Raw genomic sequence first — 16,995 nt, 5'->3', positions numbered from 1 at the left:
TATGAGCGGGCAATATTTATATTCCTTCATACTGATGCTAACAGTTACTCCTTACTGGCTATAGGGTTAATTTGCAAGCAAATGATAGCGCTTTGTAAGTAGAGCACACTGCATTGTTTAATATATAGGCTATCTCAACCAAAGCACGCATGTGTCAATATCCTGAGCTTTCATGGTCAGTTTATGAGCACTCAGGTTGTATTTTCACTAAATGAACCCATCTTTTATATACCTTAACTATAAATCGTCACCCACTCGCATCACAATACGCCGTATATGTCAGCAGTGACCAAAACAATGTAACACTAGATTTTCTCCATAATAACTCATCAATATCGGATACCTTTATGACACTTACCTCTCCAGATTTGCGCCTTGTCGACTTTGCCGATACTGCGCCAAGCACACTACAGAGCCAAGTTATTGACGCCATTGATGCTGCCAATACTTTCTTAGACACATTGACAGTAACAGAGAGCAATAACGCTGCGAAAATAAGCGCCGAACAAGCGCTAGGAGATGTGATGCAATTTGATCATATCAATTTGGCATTGGATCGTAGCTGGGGTATTTTGTCGCACCTCAATGGCGTGATGAGTAACGATGAGATCCGTCATGTGCATCATGAGCTGCTACCGAAACTGTCTGCTTATGGCACACGAGTTGGACAACATCAGCCATTATTTAGCCGTTATCGAGCTATCGTCAATGATACAGAATTTTTTGCGGCACTTGAGCCTGCCCGTGCTCGTGTGATTGAGCTAGCACTACGCAGTTTTGAGCTATCAGGGGTCGCATTACCTCAAGCTGAGCAAGAGACATTTGCTGCCATTCAAAGCAAACTATCCACCTTATCAGCAACCTTTTCAGATCATATCTTAGATGCGACACAAGCATTTGCACTGCCGTTAGAGCAGTCACAATTGAAAGGGCTGACAGAGAGCGGTTTGGCATTATTAGCAGATGCAGGCGAGCAATATAAGGCTCGCGAGCTTGCCAGCGGCACGCTTAGCCAGACGGATGTAGATGCCCTTCCTACTCCTTACTATGTGGCCAGTCTAAACATTCCTGTCTATCTCGCTATCATGACCCATGCTGATGATCGTGATTTACGCGAGACTATGTACCGCGCTTACGTCACACGTGCCTCTGAATTTGACACGCATACCAATGCCAAAGGCGAATCACTGAACAACGCCGATATCATGAGTCAAATTCTCACGTTGCGTGAGCAAAAGGCCAAGCTATTGGGTTTTGAGAATTATGCTGAAGTATCACTATCAACCAAAATGGCAGACAGTGTGACCGAGGTTGAGACCTTTTTACGTGATTTGGCTGTGCAAGCCACGCCAGCAGCTAAGGTAGATTTGGCACAATTACAAAAATACACGCAGGATTACGGAATTGATGAGCTACAACCGTGGGATAGCGCCTATATCGCTGAAAAGGTGAAGCAGAGCGAATTTAGCTTATCGCAAGAGGAGATTCGTCCTTACTTCCCATTACCAACAGTCATCAGTGGCTTGTTTGCCATCGTCGAGCGCTTGTACGGTATCAAAGTGCAGGAGCAAGACTTTGACAATGTCGATGCTGATGTTCACTCTGCCTCTCGCTGGCACGATGATGTACGCTTTTATCAGCTGTTTGATGCTGACGATCAACTGATTGGCGGTTTCTACTTTGATTTATTTGCGCGCAGTGGTAAGCGTGGCGGCGCTTGGATGAGTGGTTTTCAGTCTCGTTATACTTATGAAGAACAAAACCACAAACAGCTACCCGTTTGCTTTATGGTCGGCAATTTCACGCCAGCACTTGCGGGCAAACCTAGTTTATTGACCCATGATGAAGTATTGACGTTGTTCCACGAATTCGGTCACGGCTTGCATCATTTATTGACCCAAGTGACGGTTGGCGATGTCGCAGGTGTCAATGGGGTTGAGTGGGATGCAGTCGAACTACCAAGCCAGTTTATGGAAAACTGGGCATGGGATGCCAAAGGTATTGCACTTATCAGTAGTCATGTCGACACTGGTGAGCCATTGCCTAAAGAAAAGCTCGATGCATTATTGGCCGTCAAAAACTTCCAAAGCGGACTGCAAACGCTTCGCCAAATCGAGTTCGCCCTTTTTGATTTACTGATTCATGCTCACGCGCCAGCGCTTGATTATAACGGTATTTTGGCCACCCTAAATGCAGTGCGTAGCGATATTGCTGTCATGCAGACACCCGACTATAACCGCTTTGCCAATGGCTTCAGTCATATATTCGCCGGTGGCTATGCCGCAGGTTATTACTCTTATAAATGGGCAGAGCTGCTATCTGCCGATGCATTTAGTAAGTTTGAAGAAGATGGTATCTTTAATCCAGCAACGGGTAATGATTTCCGCGAGTCTATCCTGTCAGTCGGTGGCAGTTTTCCAGCCAAGACTAACTTCGAGAACTTCCGTGGCCGTAGTGCCAGTATTGATGCTTTATTACGTCATAGTGGCTTTCTCGATGCAAAGCTTAACACTGCAGCCAATGCCCAAACGACGCACGAGGTCATCTAAATGCGCTATCAGTCATCCAGCCCTAAACGTCGGTTTTTAGCAGGCGTTCGCTGTCCAAAGTGCCAAGAAGTAGATGCGGTGGTACAGGTGAATATTATGGCTCCAGAACCTGATGAATACATCGAGTGTACCCTGTGTGGACATTCAGAGCATCGCCCTGATCCGGATGCTATCAGCGCCAAAAACCATCTCGAAGATCAGCTTGCTCGTGATGCCATGAGCACAGGCACGAGCGGTACCGTAAAGTTTAAATCCTAAGTATTTGATATTACGCGTCAAGTCCTAATCGCTACTGGCCTATCTATCAATAGATAGGCTTTTTATTTTGAGTTTGCTATAGTATGGCTACTGATGTTTTTGGCTTAAATCGATCATAATATGAACCCTAAAAAAACACGACCTTTGGCAACCAAGTCCTCTAAAGCAACCTCTGCGAAAATAGGTCGGCGAGTTTGGGCTATACTGATTTTTATGTTACTGCTCATCGCTGCGGCTTACTTCATTTGGCCAAAACCTGAGCCAGAGTCTGTATTGCCTGTCAGTAATCCACCATCAATAGCTGAGCAAACCGAAGCGGCTCAAGCAGCTGCTATGGATGATGCCACCATGAATGATGAGCCTGAAACCGTGCTTAGCGATAATACTATCGCTGATGAAAGCATTGATATAGTCGATGACAAGAATATTGACACTCCAAATCCTAAAGCTATCTTAAATGCGCCTTTACCAAAAACGGAAAGCTTAGCCAAAGAAGAGATCGATCGTTTAGAGGATGAGCGCAGACGTTTCGCCGAACAAGAGAAACTGGCAGCTGAACAATTGGCAATGAACCAACAATTAACTGATATGAAAGCGGAACAAATCGCCCTGCTCGAACAGCAAATCGCACAGTTGGAAGCAGATAGCGCGGCTGACGCAGCGTCGAAATAAAAGCAGTGTTTTTATATATAGGGGCTTATGATGGCAAATCTGCAACTCACTCATGCCTCTATTTTGAATAGCAGTGCCCAACTGCTTATCTTACCTGTCAACAACGCTGGTGTCGTCTTAGACCCTGTGCTGACGCGTGCCAAAACCTTATTCCCTGATAATTATCATCGTTACCATTGTGCGTGCCGTGATGGTAGCTTGAGTGTTGGCAGCTGCTTGCTCCATAAACGTGCCCGCGAGCAAGCAGGTTTAGGCATCAGTAGTAATGGCAATCAGCCAAGTTATATCGCCAACCTTGTCATATCAAACCACCCTTATCATCATATTCGCAAACGTTGGCTTATTGCTGCTTTGATAGACTTACAGCAGCAAATGATGCCGCTCATACGCTATCAAGGCATACGCAGGGTGGCACTACTTGCACGTCCACTTATCTCAAGCAATCCACGTGATATGACACCCAATGAAAATGATGGAACACGTACACTTGCTTTAGATTGGGAGGCTGATACTCTGGCATTATTGACTGAGTATTTACAAGATCTACCAAAGCTACGTGTCGATATACATTTGCCTAAAAACATCAGCTTATAGATGACTGTCTAGAGAGACTGTTGCCATTTTTCGCCCATAAAAAAACCGCCTTGGACACTCATTATGAGCATCTCAAGGCGGTTTTTTATGACGTAAACTACATCAAATATTGAGTATTAGTTCTGCTCAACACCTTTCATAGTCAGCTTGATACGGCCACGGTTGTCAACGTCTTGAACCAAGACTTTAACGATCTGGCCTTCTTTTAGATAGTCTGATACATTCTCGACGCGCTCTTCTGCGATTTGTGAGATATGCACTAGGCCATCCGTATTTGGCAACACATTAACAAATGCACCAAAATCAACGATACGAGCAACTGTACCTTCGTAAGTTTTGCCTACTTCAACTTCAGCAGTCAATGCTTCGATTTTGCCAATAGCGGCTTTGGTCGCTGCTTTGTTTTCACCAAAGATACGGATCGTACCAGCATCATCAATATCAATAACCGCACCAGTTTCTTCGGTTAGCTGACGAATCGTTGCGCCGCCTTTACCGATAACATCACGAATCTTGTCTGGATTTATTTCGATAACGGCATAGTTCGGTGCATGAGCATTGATTTCAGTACGGCTCTCAGGCAGTACTTGATTCATTGCGTCTAGGATATGGATACGACCAGCATGGGCTTGCTTAAGCGCTTGCTCCATGATGTCAGGCGTAATGCCTTCGATTTTGATGTCCATCTGAAGGGCGGTAATACCGTCTTTAGAACCAGCCACTTTAAAGTCCATATCGCCTAGATGATCTTCGTCACCTAAGATGTCAGACAAGACAGCGAAACGCTCGCCTTCTTTGACTAGACCCATTGCGATACCAGCCACTGGTGCTTTGATTGGTACACCTGCATCCATCAATGCCAAACTTGCACCGCAAACAGACGCCATAGAAGATGAACCGTTTGATTCAGTAATCTCAGAGACCACACGGATCACATACGGGAAGCGTTCGCTGTCTGGTAGCATCGCTTGTACACCGCGGCGTGCTAGACGACCATGACCGATTTCACGACGTTTTGGAATGCCTTCACGACCCGTCTCACCCACTGAGAAATGCGGGAAGTTGTAATGCAGCATGAAATGGTCACGAATCGTGCCACCTAATGAGTCAATCATATTGACATCACGGCTGTTGCCCAAGGTAGTAGTAACCAATGCTTGCGTCTCACCACGAGTGAATAGTGCTGAACCGTGCGTGAACGGCAATACGCCAACCTGCACATCAAGCGCACGAACCGTCTCAAGATCACGACCATCGATACGTGGTTTACCTGACAAGATATTGTCACGAACCGTACGATACTTAAGGTCGTTATAGATTTCTTTCAGCTCAGTTACGGTATCAGCATAGCTTTCTGACCCCGCATCACCAGCAAGTGTATCAATAATTGACTGCTTGATTTCATCAAGCTTAGCGTAACGTTCTTGCTTGTCTGTAGTGGTGTAAGCGTCTGCAACTTGTGCGCCGAACTGCTCTTTCATGCTGCTGGTAAGCGCTTGATCACGCTCAGGAGCAGAATACTGCTGCTTAGCCGTACCTATCTCTTCTGCCATTGAAGCAATGTTATCAATAACGATCTGTTGTTGCTGATGACCGTATAATACCGCACCCAACATTTGATCTTCTGACAGCTCAGCCGCTTCTGACTCAACCATCAATACCGCAGATTTAGTACCAGCCACAACCAGATCAAGATCACTCTCTTTAAGCTGTTCAATCGTTGGGTTTAGTACGTATTCACCATTGATAAAACCAACACGGGCAGCAGCAACAGGACCGTTGAACGGCGCATCAGAGATAGCCAATGCTGCTGAAGCACCGATTAGCGCTGCGATATCTGCTGATTGAGTTTTATCTGATGAGACAACCGTCGCTGTGATTTGAATTTCGTTCACATAGCCTTCAGGAAATAGTGGACGAATCGGACGGTCAATGAGACGTGAGGTTAGGGTTTCAAACTCACTCGCACGGCCTTCACGTTTGCCATAAGCACCTGGAATTTTACCAGCTGCATACATTTTTTCTTGATAATTAACGGTTAGCGGAAAAAAGTTTTGGCCAGCTTTGGCTTCAGATTTTACGACCGCAGCAACTAGGACGGTAACACCGCCCATATGAACCAAGATAGAGTTTGCTTGACGGGCTACGCGGCCTGTCTCGATAACAACCTGCTGATTGCCATACTGAAATTCACGTTTAATAGTGTTGAACATTGTCATGTATTTTTCCTAATGTTGACTGACGAAAATGATACCAGTGCTATAAAACCTGATACCTGTCATTAAAATTCTTTGTATATGTTTAGCATCGTACTGCTATATATCTAGTGATTCGATTTTAACTTTACTATAAATACTATCAAAAGGATGTTAAGTCAAAAGACTTCGGTGCTAAACACCGTATCAGATACGTTTCTATAATTTTGAAAGTCGTGCATTTGCGCTGTGCATTCGAATGATTGTTTTGCAAACCATTGCTTTATGAATAATCATCTTACCAATGATTGCCATCTATGTCGTAGATATACTATTAAAATCACAAGGCATTATTTTACAGTGATTTGTGGCCATTGACCAATTAATTGGCAAACGAGGCGTTTATCAATCATAAATATCAAGCCTAGCGTGCAGTTATTACTAGGCCATATCCTTAGTTCAATCGACAATCATTTTTATGAGATAAAATATTGCTATAAAAGCTCAGGCTATAAAACGAATAAGCATAAAAAAACGGCGTGAAACTATTCCACACCGTTTTAAAAAATCTATTTTATCTTTAACAACCAAGTGCCAAGCGGCTTAGCGAAAATACTGAAACCATGCCATAAAATGACATTTAGTATCTTAGCATCCACTCGTACTATTGTCGTTGGATTAACGACGTAGACCAAGCTGGCTGATAAGAGTCGTGTAACGACCAAGATCTTTACCTTTTAGGTAATCAAGCAATTTGCGACGCGTGTTAACCATACGGATAAGACCGCGACGGCTATGATGGTCAGCTTTATGTGCTTTGAAATGGTTCTGCAAATCATTGATACGCGCGCTCAATAGTGCTACTTGAACTTCTGGAGAACCAGTGTCATTTTCGCCACGTTGGTATTGAGCAATGATTTGTTCACGATCGGTATTAGTTAACATAAAAAACTCCAGCAATGCTAAAAACTTTGAAAAGACTGTAATTTAGTCAGGTCTAAAGCAATAGAATAATAAATAAAATAACCTGTACGCCATTCAGGACAACCCTGCATTACTAGAGTTGACCTAGTGTACGACAAGCTCAGTTAAGGATATCAGCCATTTAAAAAAGTAAACTTGATATATCTATCAGATACTTAATCCAAATGTGAGGGCAATTATAACAAAAAACTGCTGAACTAGCAGCAGTTTTTCACGATAGTTGTAAAGCCAATTTCAACCGTTATTGAAATACTTTTCAGATGTGACCATAAGGGACACTTACTTTTTGATACTATCTTCTGTGGCATTGCCACCTAGTTCATCGTCTTCAAGCGGTGCCGCAGTCGTAACTTCTGCTAAGCTATCCGGAACACTATGTTCGCTAGGATTAATCTCTTCTGCAAGCTTTGCAATCTCTTTCTCTTGCTCATCCATATTGCTTGTTGAATTACTCATACTAGCTCCTAAATTATTATTTTTGAAACATCTATTTGTGTGCTTGTCGATGTTCAGATGAAAAGCCTTAAACACATACATGTCATCCTATTATGGATGACATGCTAGATGTATTATTTAGTGTTTTCTGTATTTTCAGCAATACGGTCTGCTGCAGCTTCGCTCTCTTCAGCATGATTATTTTCTACTTGATCTTTAAGAGCGGCATTTGCTGACTCAGAACGTTGTTGCTCAAGCTTAGTATCGTTTGGGTTAGAATTTGACATAGTGTTTTCCTTAGTTATGATTATGAACGATCTAATAAATTAATGTGATAGGTGGAAATAGTAATTAAGACAGCGCCTTATCGATTGCATCAACGAAATTGGGAATATCGTCTGGGTTACGTGAGGTTATTAGATTGCCGTCAACTTGTACTGTTTTATTTACATAATTTGCGCCAGCATTTTCTAAATCTAGTTGCAACGTAGGGTAAGCAGTCAATGTTTTGCCTTTAGCGATGCCTGTATTAATAAGAGCCCAAGGAGCATGGCATATAACAGCGAGTGGCTTACCTGCATCATTGATAGCATTTATAATACTATGAGCTTCTTCGTTACCACGGATCGTATCCGCATTTACAGTGCCACCTGGTAGCACCAACGCATCATAATCAGCAATATTAGCTTGGCTTGCAAAAATATCAGCGGTAAACGTATCACCTTTGTCGACGTCTTGTTGCATGGCCTGCACTTCTTTGTCTTTATTGGTTGTTATAATAAGCGTTTTGTAGCCTTTGGCTTTCAGCTGATTGTTGACCTCTTCATATTCTGCTTGTTCAAAGTTGTTATGTAATAAGAAAGCGATGGTCTTCATAGTATGTCCTGTCTTTATATTTGTGATTTTATATAAAAGAATTATTATTGATTTACGTGTTTTTCTTGTTGTTGATACTTCTTATTTTTATTGAATGTCGAGCCTTGAGCAGTAAAACCTTCCTTGTTACTTGTTAGACGTATTCCATACTAATTTTTTATTGTTATGAGTTTTTCTTATTAGGTTAATCCCTATTTTTATCATTTTATTATATTAATTATTTCGTCTCGCTTTCCCTAGCTGACATATCTAATGTACAAAAAAAACAGGTTTCACCATAGGTGAAACCTGCAATAAAATGTGACGATATGTGATTAGTGTAAACTGTTAGTAAGCCAAAAAGGCTTTATCGCGACTTATTTAACAAGAATAAAACTAACGCTGAATTAATTTTTTTGGCTGTAGTCGACCATTCAGACTGACTGCACCTAAACCTAAGAACTGACCTTCTTCGTTTATCAAGCGAATATCTACTGCTATTTCATGTATCAACGGCTTCGTATCAGTAGACTGATCGCTATTATCTATCTCAGAAACAACCTCTGTATGAGCAGCTATCTCGTTATTGTCCGATGATTTGCTATCAATATTGTTTGTTATGTAATTTCTGATCTCATCTGTCAGTTGCTCAAACACATTTAAACGTTGACCCATATGGATACGAGTACACTGTTCAGTCGTCAACATCATCTCAGCGTCGATATTGACACAAGCATCTACTGGCATCAGCTGACCTTGTCGGCTATCCAACGCTAGCGCTTCTAATTCTGGCAAAGTTATCGCGTCATCAATGTTGAAATTACCAACTTGCGTACGTCGCAATGCTGTCAGATGCCCTAATGTACCTAATGCTTTGGCAATATCTTCACCAAGAACACGTACATAAGTACCTTTAGTACAAGTCACTATCAATTGGATCTGCTCGTGATCAAGTACTTTTAAACTAATAGCTTTAATCACGATATCTCTAGGTGCTCGCTCTACTTCTATACCAGCACGAGCGTATTCATAGAGTTTTTTGCCATCTTTTTTTAGCGCAGAATACATTGGAGGTATCTGTTGCTGGGCGCCTGAGAATTGCTGAGCAACTTGCTCTAACATTACCGTATCGAATGTTGGAATAGCTGCTTGCTCAACGATTTGGCCGTCGGCATCACCAGTGTCTGTTTGACTACCTAGCAAAATAATTGCTTCATAGGATTTGTCAGCATCAAGCTGATAATGGCTAAACTTCGTGGCTTCACCCATGCAAATAGGCAGTAAGCCTGTTGCCATTGGATCAAGCGTCCCTGTATGACCAGCTTTTTTGCTGTCGTGACTTGGCGACTTAAACAGATACTTTACTTTTGACACCACTTGCTGTGAAGTCATGCCTTTGGGTTTATCCACCAAGATAACACCTGAAACTTTTGTTTTATCAGGCATGTTATTGGCTTTTTTTTCAGTGTGCTTGGACGGTATAGACATAATAATAACTTACTCGTCGTTTTCGTTTTGCTCAGTTTTGGTGACAGCCTTACTGATCAAGTCCATCATATAGTTACCACGAGCGGTCACTTCATCATAGTGAAAACGCAAGCGCGGTGTGGTACGCGTCTTTAAGCTATGGCTTAATTCAGTACGCAAAAAACCTGCTGCTTTATTTAGTACTTTTATGCTGTCTTCATGATTGGTCTTGGTCATTGCATCATTGAGCTCAGGCTCCATGATAGTAACGTAGACATCAGCATAACCGAGATCTGGGCTGACTTTGACACTAGAGATCGTGACAAAACCCGTCAAACGAGGGTCGTTAACTGCGTCGCGAATAAGGACTGCAAGCTCACGCTGAATTTGATCGGACAAGCGTTGTAAGCGTTGGTTCATGTGATTACCTTGTGTTTAATATGTTTTTAATATTTTATGATATAAATTATGATGGATAATTGCTAAAAAAGGCCTAGCAGGATGTACCTGTTAGGCCTAAGTACAGCTAAATATCGACAGAATATCTGAAATGCTCCAGTTGGCTCTATTGCATTAGCAGATATCTGACTATCAAGCAGCAGCTTTAGATAGTACGTGCGAACTCTTGAATCTCGAAGACTTCGATTTTATCGCCAGATTCGACATTGTAACCGCGAACCGCTAGACCACATTCTATACCCGTACGTACTTCATTGACGTCTTCTTTATAACGACGTAATGACTGCAATTGACCAGTAAAGATAACTTGGTCATCACGCAATACACGGATAGGTTTGTTGCGATAGATTGTACCTTCAACGACCATACAACCTGCTGCCGCACCAAACTTACTAGAACGGAATACTTCACGAACGTCTGCAACACCCAAGATTTTTTCGCGATGTTCAGGAGCAAGCATACCGCTCATTGCTGCTTTGACATCATCGATCAAACCATAGATAACACTGTAATAGCGAATATCCATATTGGCAGTATCTGCTTTACGACGTGCAGTGGCATCTGCACGAACGTTGAAGCCCAATAGTACTGCTTCACTAGATTCTGCTAAAGTGACATCAGACTCAGAGATAGGGCCAACGCCTGAGCTAATCACTCTGACTTTCACTTCGTCAGTTGATAGCTCATTCAATGCCGAAAGCAATGCTTCTAGTGAGCCGCGAACATCTGTCTTCAACACAATGTTCAAGAATGACACATCGCCTTGTTCCATTTGATCAAACATGCTCTCTAAGCGCATAGCGTTCTGACGTTCAAGTTGACGTTCACGCTCACGATTGCTTCTGAAATCAGCCACTTCACGTGCTTTTTTCTCATCCGTCACCACTAAGAACTCGCTACCAGCAGCAGGTGTTTCAGGTAGACCTAAAATCTCTACTGGGATAGAAGGACCAGCTGATTGGATACGTTGGCCATGTTCATCAGTTAGTGCACGAACTTTACCATAATGCTCACCAGCTAGAACCAAGTCACCTTGCTTCAAGGTACCTTTTTTCACGAGGACACTAACAACAGGACCACGACCTTTTTCTAGTCTTGATTCAATGACCACACCCTGTGCAGCACCGTCTAGTGGTGCTTCTAGTTCCATCAGCTCAGCTTGCAAACTGATGAATTCTAGTAAGTTGTCGATACCTTCGCCGGTTTTGGCAGAGATACGAGCCATTGGTGTATCACCGCCCCATTCTTCTGAAACAACTTCTTTCGTCGTTAATTCATTCAGAACACGGTCAGGATCAGCACCTGGCTTATCCATTTTGTTGATAGCAACGATGATTGGCGTACCAGCAGCACGTGCATGATCAATCGCTTCTGCTGTTTGTGGCATCATGCCATCATCAGCTGCAACGACTAGTACAACAATATCCGTTGCCTGAGCACCGCGTGAACGCATGGCACTAAAGGCGGCGTGACCTGGTGTGTCAAGGAAAGTAATAACACCGCGCTCAGTTTTTACATGGTAAGCACCGATGTGCTGTGTGATTCCGCCCGCTTCGCCATTCGCAACTTTCGTTTCGCGAATTTTGTCTAACAGTGATGTTTTACCATGGTCAACGTGACCCATAATAGTCACTACTGGCGGACGAGTCTGGATGTTACTACTACGCTCATCAACGGCGTACTGTAGATCATCTTCAACTTTAGTATCACTAACTGGTACTGGGTTATGGCCCATCTCTTCTACCAAGAGACTTGCTGTTGCTTGATCAATGGTATCTGACTCACGAGCCATTTCACCCATTTTCATAAGCAATTTGGTCACTTCGCGAGCTTTCACTGCCATACGTTGAGCAAGATCTGCTACTGTGATTTGCTCACTAATTTCAACGTCATAGACGATTTTTTCAACAGGTTTTTCAAACTTATGCTGTGAAGCTTGTGTCGAACGTAAACCATTTTTACGGTTCTTGATTTCGCGCTCATCTTGGTTCTTACGACGACGACCACGAGTGCCTGTGCTATTCGCACCGCGCTTGATTTCACGGCGCTCTTTTTCAAACGACTCTTCTAATGCATCACCGACCAAACCTTCAGCCAATGGTTCATCTTTACGAACTTCAGCAGCAGGTTGGTCCGTATATTGGCCAGCCATTTTACGCATTTGCTCAAGCGTACGCTTTTGCGCTTCTTCAGCTTGAGTACGGCGTGTTTTAGATTCGATTTCACGCAGGCGCGCTTCTTCTTTTTCACGTACTTCACGCGCTTTGCGTTCAGCAGCGGTTTCAATTTTAGGCTTGGTTGCGGCAACTTTTTTCTTTGGTTGCTCTTTTGGCTTAACTTCAACCGTGGTTTTGCCGCCTTTTTTCACGACAACCGATGTAGAAATATCATCGTTCTTGTCATCTGATTTTTTGCTAGAACCTAAGCTTGCACGCATTGCTGCTAACGTTGCCGCTTGGCGTTCTTCAGATTTTTTCTTGGTTGCAGCACGCTCTTCAGCGTCTTTAGCAGCACGCTCTTGAGACTCAATCAGCGCTTGCTCACGCGCAGCCAATTCTTCAGCCATTTGTTCTGGATTTGGCTTTTCAAATATTTTCTTTTTACGCACTTCGACGTTGACGCTCTTAGATTTGCCTGAAGAGCCAGTCACGCGCGCGGTACTGGTCGTCTTAGACTTAAGACTAATGCGACGCTTGTCTTGTTGACCATGACTTTGCTTTAAATACGTCACCAACTTCTCTTGCTCAAGTTCAGTGACTAAGTCACCCTCTGCACGAGCAGGTAATCCAGCATCTACCAATTGCTGCTTTACAGCATCTGTAGTTTTGCCTACCATTTCTGCCAGTTCTTTGACGGTCTTATCTGCCATTTATTATCACCTACTGTCTATTATTTGCTATATGTTCAATTCAGTTGTTGGCTACAAATGATTGGGGTAAGGCTGGTATATATTGCATCAATACCAGCGCTTTATTTTCAATAGCATATCACCAAAAGACAGCGATATGCAGTTACCGCTTATTCATCGAACCAAGATTCCCGAGCTTTCATGATGAGTTTTCCTGCAGTTTCAGAGTCTAAACCTTCGATATCTTCTAGATCGAAGACGGCTTGTTCTGCCAAATCATCAACGGTAATGATGTCTTGCTGTGCCATTTTATAAGCCCAGCTGACGGTCATACCTTCAAGCTCTTGTAGCTCTTGACTTGGCTCTTTCATGTTTTGTTGTTTGACCAGCTCATCAGCAATGACAACTTCTTTGGCACGTTCTTGAATCATGTCAATGGCGTCGTCATCCAGACCTTCGATATCATAAAAAGTATCGACTGGTACATAAGCCACTTCTTCAATACTGGTGAAACCAATATCGACAAGCGCTTGGGCTAAATCTTTATCTACTTCTAGACGTTCATAGAATAATTCAATGAACGCTTTAGATTCGTTTTGTTGACGTTGCTGATACTCTTCTTCAAGCATCATATTCAACTTATAACCTGTTAGCTCAGACGCCAAACGGACGTTTTGACCTTGTGAGCCAATAGCGCGCGCCAACTGGTCGTTAGTGCTAAAGATAATATCTGCTGTTTTCATATCTTCATCTAAAATGATACTACTAACATCAGCAGGCTCTAAAGAGCTGATGATGAACTGGGCTGGATCATCTGACCAAACCACGACATCGATACGCTCACCATCAAGCTCTTGCTGTACCGCTTGGATACGTGTACCACGCATACCGATACAAGCACCGACTGGATCGATACGATGATCGTTGGTCTTGACCGCTATTTTAGCACGAGTACCTGGCAGACGAGCGACATTGCGAATTTCAATAATTTGTTCTGCAATCTCAGGCACTTCTTTTTGCATCAATGCCGATAGCATTTCAGGATGCGTGCGTGACAATAGCAGCTGTGCACCGCGGTTTTCACGGTTTACATGATAGAGGATCGCGTTGATACGCGATTTTGCACGTAATTGCTCACGTGGCAACATCTGATCGCGTGACAAATAACCTTCGGCATTGTCACCCAAATCAATGATATAGCCATCACGCGTTTGCTTTTTGACTTCGCCATACATCATCTCACCAACACGTGGCTCAAAGGCATCTGCGACAAGCGCACGCTCAGCTTCACGGATTTTTTGAATGATGACCTGTTTGGCTTGGGTCGCAGCAATACGACCAAATTCGATCGACTCGATCTGCTCTTCTTTAATATCTCCGATTGACCATTCTTCTTGATCAAGGTCAGTAATAGCTAGCTGACAAGCAGGCATTTCATGATCTTCATCTGCAACCACTGTCCAGTAACGATAAGTATCATAATCACCTGTTGCACGGTCGATGGCAACCCGTACCTCCACTTCTGGCTGTTCGGTGTATACTTTTTTCTTAGTCGATACCACTAAAGCATCTTCAATTGCTTCAAAAATATCTTCAGGATTTAAGCCCTTTTCATTACTGACAGTTTCTACTACCGTTAAGATTTCACGACTCATGCTATACCTGTCCTATCATTTTTTGATTGACTCAAATTTTATAATTTGTGTATTGATATTATGTTTCAATTATAAGTCATATAACCTATTTAAAATAAAACCACTGACGACTTAGTAGCTACCCACTTTATATAAGATAAAATTAAGCATCTACATAAATCAAATTGGCTTTATCGATATTGCTCAGTGCAATCTCAAACTGCTGACCATCACTTGACGTCAGTTTTAGAGAGTTATCATCAATACTGTCTAAAATACCCGTTGCCTTGCGACGTTTTTGGTCGCCTTCGCCGATCGCTTGGATCAAACGCAAGCTAACGGTTTGACCGACATAACCATGCATCTGCTCATCTGAGAAAAATGCACGATCAAAACCTGGTGAGGATACTTCTAAGATGAATTCGCCTGAGATAGGGTCATGAACCTCTAAAATACCACTTACTTGGTGATTTACCGCAGCACAATCTTCGATGGTTACTTGCTTATCTTGGGCTTGCACTTCTGGCAATGCCTCAATATAGATACGCAGCAAAGAACGATTGCCTTGTGGTGCGAATTCTATGCCCCATAATGCCACATCACAAGCGGCTACGGCAGGAGCAATAATACTAGTCAGTTCTGCAACTTTGGTCGAAAGCTTCATAATCTATTTGTCTTTTCCTATTCACTTATCTATCGTACTTGGTAAACCGTATCAGAGCATTGCTCTCTTCTTATCTTTTTATAGCAAGCCTATAGTGAATAGCCAGTATATAGTTATAAGAATGACGGTCATTGTATAATTTTAATCCACAAACATATGATATACGTTGTGTATTTATATAGGGATGAGCATAGAAAACATCAAGCTCAGCCAAATAATGCTTTTATGATTCATAAAGCACTACTATCGGTAAAAGAATGAGGAATAAAAGATAGTGTTGCTCAAGAAACATCGCGCTGGTATCAGCAAATGACGAATAATCTCGTACTCTATAGATTTAGAGCTTAGCATAATTGGGATAGATACCGCGATAACACGTACCATCAGATACAAAAAAACCCACAAGCATAATGGTGGGCTAATCGGTACTGACAAATTTAGTGTACAAAACATCAGTATAAAAAGTGGTAGCGGGGGCTGGATTTGAACCAACGACCTTCGGGTTATGAGCCCGACGAGCTACCAGACTGCTCCACCCCGCATCAATCTAGAACGCATATTATAGGGAGATAATGTAGAAGTGTCAACACTTTATTTAAATAAATTATAAATTAAGTATCTGCTACTAAAAAACCTAACCTGACGCTATGCTGCGTCTGTGAAACTTGGTGCGATTGGGGGGACTTGAACCCCCACAGCTTGCGCCACCACCCCCTCAAGATGGCGTGTCTACCATTCCACCACAATCGCATTTTACTGCCCTGATCTCTAACTTCTTATCTACTATATAGGATGCTTAAGGTAGGCATCAATAAATAAGGACTTGCGAAAACAGAAAGGCATTGTAAATGTAACGCAGCGAAATAGCAAGGCCTGCCTGCTTAAAAGATACTTATTCAGGGTTTTGCGTCAATGGGCGTGGCGTTTGCGGCGCTGACACAGGCGCATCTAGACGAAACTGATCTTCAGCTTGCTTACGGGCATGAACTGCCAGTGTCATACTGGTGATAAAAAATATGACCGTCAATACCGCCGTTGCACGTGTTAAAAAATTGGCAGTCCCTGCGGCACCAAATACCGTACCTGATGAGCCCGCACCAAAAGAAGCCCCAGCATCTGCCCCTTTACCATGCTGAATCAAAATCAAGCCGATCATGGCAATCGCCACAATAATATGCAGGGCTAATATAAACGTAAACATGGTGGCCTCTTTTGCCGCGTAATGACGACTGATAACGAAAAATAAAACTGAAGGTTAATAGCAATGACAATGAGCGTCTAATCATGCCAACTCGATTGTATAAATAAGGCGCATTGTACACGATTGCAAGTGCACTGTTAAACCTACTTTTGCCAACTGATAAAGGCATACTATATATAC

Annotated in this window: 15 protein-coding genes and 2 tRNA genes; 4 read left to right on the top strand and 13 right to left on the bottom strand. The window is 42.8% G+C overall.

The features are described 5' to 3' along the window. Positions 1–347 precede the first annotated feature (347 nt). From IP510_RS03410 to IP510_RS03395, 4 genes are all read left to right on the top strand, one after another. Positions 348–2,549, top strand: a complete 2,202-nt coding sequence (locus tag IP510_RS03410) for a M3 family metallopeptidase (RefSeq protein ID WP_194363396.1) — start codon at positions 348–350, stop codon at positions 2,547–2,549. Next, entirely contained in the window at positions 2,550–2,807 is a 258-nt protein-coding gene (locus IP510_RS03405) for a YheV family putative metal-binding protein (protein ID WP_194363395.1), read from the top strand. Between the two features lie 120 nt (positions 2,808–2,927). Then, on the top strand, positions 2,928–3,479 hold the full coding sequence (locus IP510_RS03400; protein ID WP_194363394.1) for a hypothetical protein: 552 nt from the start codon (positions 2,928–2,930) through the stop codon (positions 3,477–3,479). Between the two features lie 30 nt (positions 3,480–3,509). Continuing rightward, a complete protein-coding gene (locus IP510_RS03395) occupies positions 3,510–4,073 on the top strand; it encodes a hypothetical protein (protein ID WP_194363393.1) in 564 nt (187 codons plus the stop codon). A 116-nt stretch (positions 4,074–4,189) separates the two neighbouring features. Here the strand turns inward: IP510_RS03395 and pnp are convergent, their stop codons facing one another. The 13 genes from pnp to secG form a co-directional block, all read right to left on the bottom strand. Beyond that, on the bottom strand, positions 4,190–6,292 hold the full coding sequence (gene pnp, locus IP510_RS03390; protein WP_194363392.1) for a polyribonucleotide nucleotidyltransferase: 2,103 nt from the start codon (positions 6,290–6,292) through the stop codon (positions 4,190–4,192). A 654-nt stretch (positions 6,293–6,946) separates the two neighbouring features. Continuing rightward, on the bottom strand, positions 6,947–7,213 hold the full coding sequence (gene rpsO, locus IP510_RS03385) for a 30S ribosomal protein S15 (protein WP_045443035.1): 267 nt from the start codon (positions 7,211–7,213) through the stop codon (positions 6,947–6,949). Between the two features lie 318 nt (positions 7,214–7,531). Beyond that, positions 7,532–7,708, bottom strand: coding sequence for a hypothetical protein (locus IP510_RS03380; protein WP_194363391.1), 177 nt, complete (start codon positions 7,706–7,708; stop codon positions 7,532–7,534). Between the two features lie 113 nt (positions 7,709–7,821). After that, positions 7,822–7,974 (bottom strand): hypothetical protein, encoded by a 153-nt coding sequence (locus tag IP510_RS03375; RefSeq protein ID WP_194363390.1) that lies wholly within the window; start codon positions 7,972–7,974, stop codon positions 7,822–7,824. A gap of 64 nt (positions 7,975–8,038) precedes the next feature. After that, positions 8,039–8,563: a type 1 glutamine amidotransferase domain-containing protein gene (locus IP510_RS03370; protein ID WP_194363389.1), complete on the bottom strand. Its 525-nt coding sequence runs from the start codon at positions 8,561–8,563 to the stop codon at positions 8,039–8,041. Positions 8,564–8,938: 375 nt separating this feature from the next. Continuing rightward, positions 8,939–10,030, bottom strand: a complete 1,092-nt coding sequence (truB, locus tag IP510_RS03365; RefSeq protein WP_194363388.1) for a tRNA pseudouridine(55) synthase TruB — start codon at positions 10,028–10,030, stop codon at positions 8,939–8,941. Positions 10,031–10,039: 9 nt separating this feature from the next. Continuing rightward, positions 10,040–10,429 (bottom strand): ribosome-binding factor A, encoded by a 390-nt coding sequence (locus IP510_RS03360; RefSeq protein WP_194363387.1) that lies wholly within the window; start codon positions 10,427–10,429, stop codon positions 10,040–10,042. Positions 10,430–10,613: 184 nt separating this feature from the next. After that, positions 10,614–13,337: a translation initiation factor IF-2 gene (infB, locus tag IP510_RS03355; protein ID WP_194363386.1), complete on the bottom strand. Its 2,724-nt coding sequence runs from the start codon at positions 13,335–13,337 to the stop codon at positions 10,614–10,616. A gap of 149 nt (positions 13,338–13,486) precedes the next feature. Then, the gene (gene nusA / locus IP510_RS03350; RefSeq protein ID WP_194363385.1) at positions 13,487–14,971 is read right to left on the bottom strand and encodes a transcription termination factor NusA; all 1,485 of its coding nucleotides are present in this window, start codon (positions 14,969–14,971) and stop codon (positions 13,487–13,489) included. Positions 14,972–15,113: 142 nt separating this feature from the next. Then, positions 15,114–15,614: a ribosome maturation factor RimP gene (rimP, locus tag IP510_RS03345; protein WP_194363384.1), complete on the bottom strand. Its 501-nt coding sequence runs from the start codon at positions 15,612–15,614 to the stop codon at positions 15,114–15,116. A 465-nt stretch (positions 15,615–16,079) separates the two neighbouring features. Next, positions 16,080–16,156: transfer RNA gene (locus IP510_RS03340), tRNA-Met, on the bottom strand. A gap of 124 nt (positions 16,157–16,280) precedes the next feature. After that, a tRNA-Leu gene (locus IP510_RS03335) sits at positions 16,281–16,364 on the bottom strand. A 142-nt stretch (positions 16,365–16,506) separates the two neighbouring features. Next, complete coding sequence (gene secG, locus IP510_RS03330; protein ID WP_021814138.1) at positions 16,507–16,815, bottom strand: preprotein translocase subunit SecG; 309 nt, start codon at positions 16,813–16,815, stop codon at positions 16,507–16,509. Positions 16,816–16,995 lie beyond the last annotated feature (180 nt).

Origin of the sequence: Psychrobacter sp. NG254 (genome assembly GCF_015277735.1) — a bacterium.
Taxonomy (GTDB): Bacteria; Pseudomonadota; Gammaproteobacteria; order Pseudomonadales; family Moraxellaceae; genus Psychrobacter.
The sequence above is the reverse complement of the archived record's forward strand: the minus strand, read 5'-3'. Positions and strand labels throughout refer to the sequence as shown.

What these genes read in the sequence shown, in the direction of transcription:
- IP510_RS03410 (WP_194363396.1), top strand. Translation starts at nt 348, where the DNA reads ATGACACTTACCTCTCCAGATTTGCGCCTTGTCGACTTTGCCGATACT.
- IP510_RS03405 (WP_194363395.1), top strand. Translation starts at nt 2,550, where the DNA reads ATGCGCTATCAGTCATCCAGCCCTAAACGTCGGTTTTTAGCAGGCGTT.
- IP510_RS03400 (WP_194363394.1), top strand. Translation starts at nt 2,928, where the DNA reads ATGAACCCTAAAAAAACACGACCTTTGGCAACCAAGTCCTCTAAAGCA.
- IP510_RS03395 (WP_194363393.1), top strand. Translation starts at nt 3,510, where the DNA reads ATGGCAAATCTGCAACTCACTCATGCCTCTATTTTGAATAGCAGTGCC.
- pnp (WP_194363392.1), bottom strand. Translation starts at nt 6,292, where the DNA reads ATGACAATGTTCAACACTATTAAACGTGAATTTCAGTATGGCAATCAG.
- rpsO (WP_045443035.1), bottom strand. Translation starts at nt 7,213, where the DNA reads ATGTTAACTAATACCGATCGTGAACAAATCATTGCTCAATACCAACGT.
- IP510_RS03380 (WP_194363391.1), bottom strand. Translation starts at nt 7,708, where the DNA reads ATGAGTAATTCAACAAGCAATATGGATGAGCAAGAGAAAGAGATTGCA.
- IP510_RS03375 (WP_194363390.1), bottom strand. Translation starts at nt 7,974, where the DNA reads ATGTCAAATTCTAACCCAAACGATACTAAGCTTGAGCAACAACGTTCT.
- IP510_RS03370 (WP_194363389.1), bottom strand. Translation starts at nt 8,563, where the DNA reads ATGAAGACCATCGCTTTCTTATTACATAACAACTTTGAACAAGCAGAA.
- truB (WP_194363388.1), bottom strand. Translation starts at nt 10,030, where the DNA reads ATGTCTATACCGTCCAAGCACACTGAAAAAAAAGCCAATAACATGCCT.
- IP510_RS03360 (WP_194363387.1), bottom strand. Translation starts at nt 10,429, where the DNA reads ATGAACCAACGCTTACAACGCTTGTCCGATCAAATTCAGCGTGAGCTT.
- infB (WP_194363386.1), bottom strand. Translation starts at nt 13,337, where the DNA reads ATGGCAGATAAGACCGTCAAAGAACTGGCAGAAATGGTAGGCAAAACT.
- nusA (WP_194363385.1), bottom strand. Translation starts at nt 14,971, where the DNA reads ATGAGTCGTGAAATCTTAACGGTAGTAGAAACTGTCAGTAATGAAAAG.
- rimP (WP_194363384.1), bottom strand. Translation starts at nt 15,614, where the DNA reads ATGAAGCTTTCGACCAAAGTTGCAGAACTGACTAGTATTATTGCTCCT.
- secG (WP_021814138.1), bottom strand. Translation starts at nt 16,815, where the DNA reads ATGTTTACGTTTATATTAGCCCTGCATATTATTGTGGCGATTGCCATG.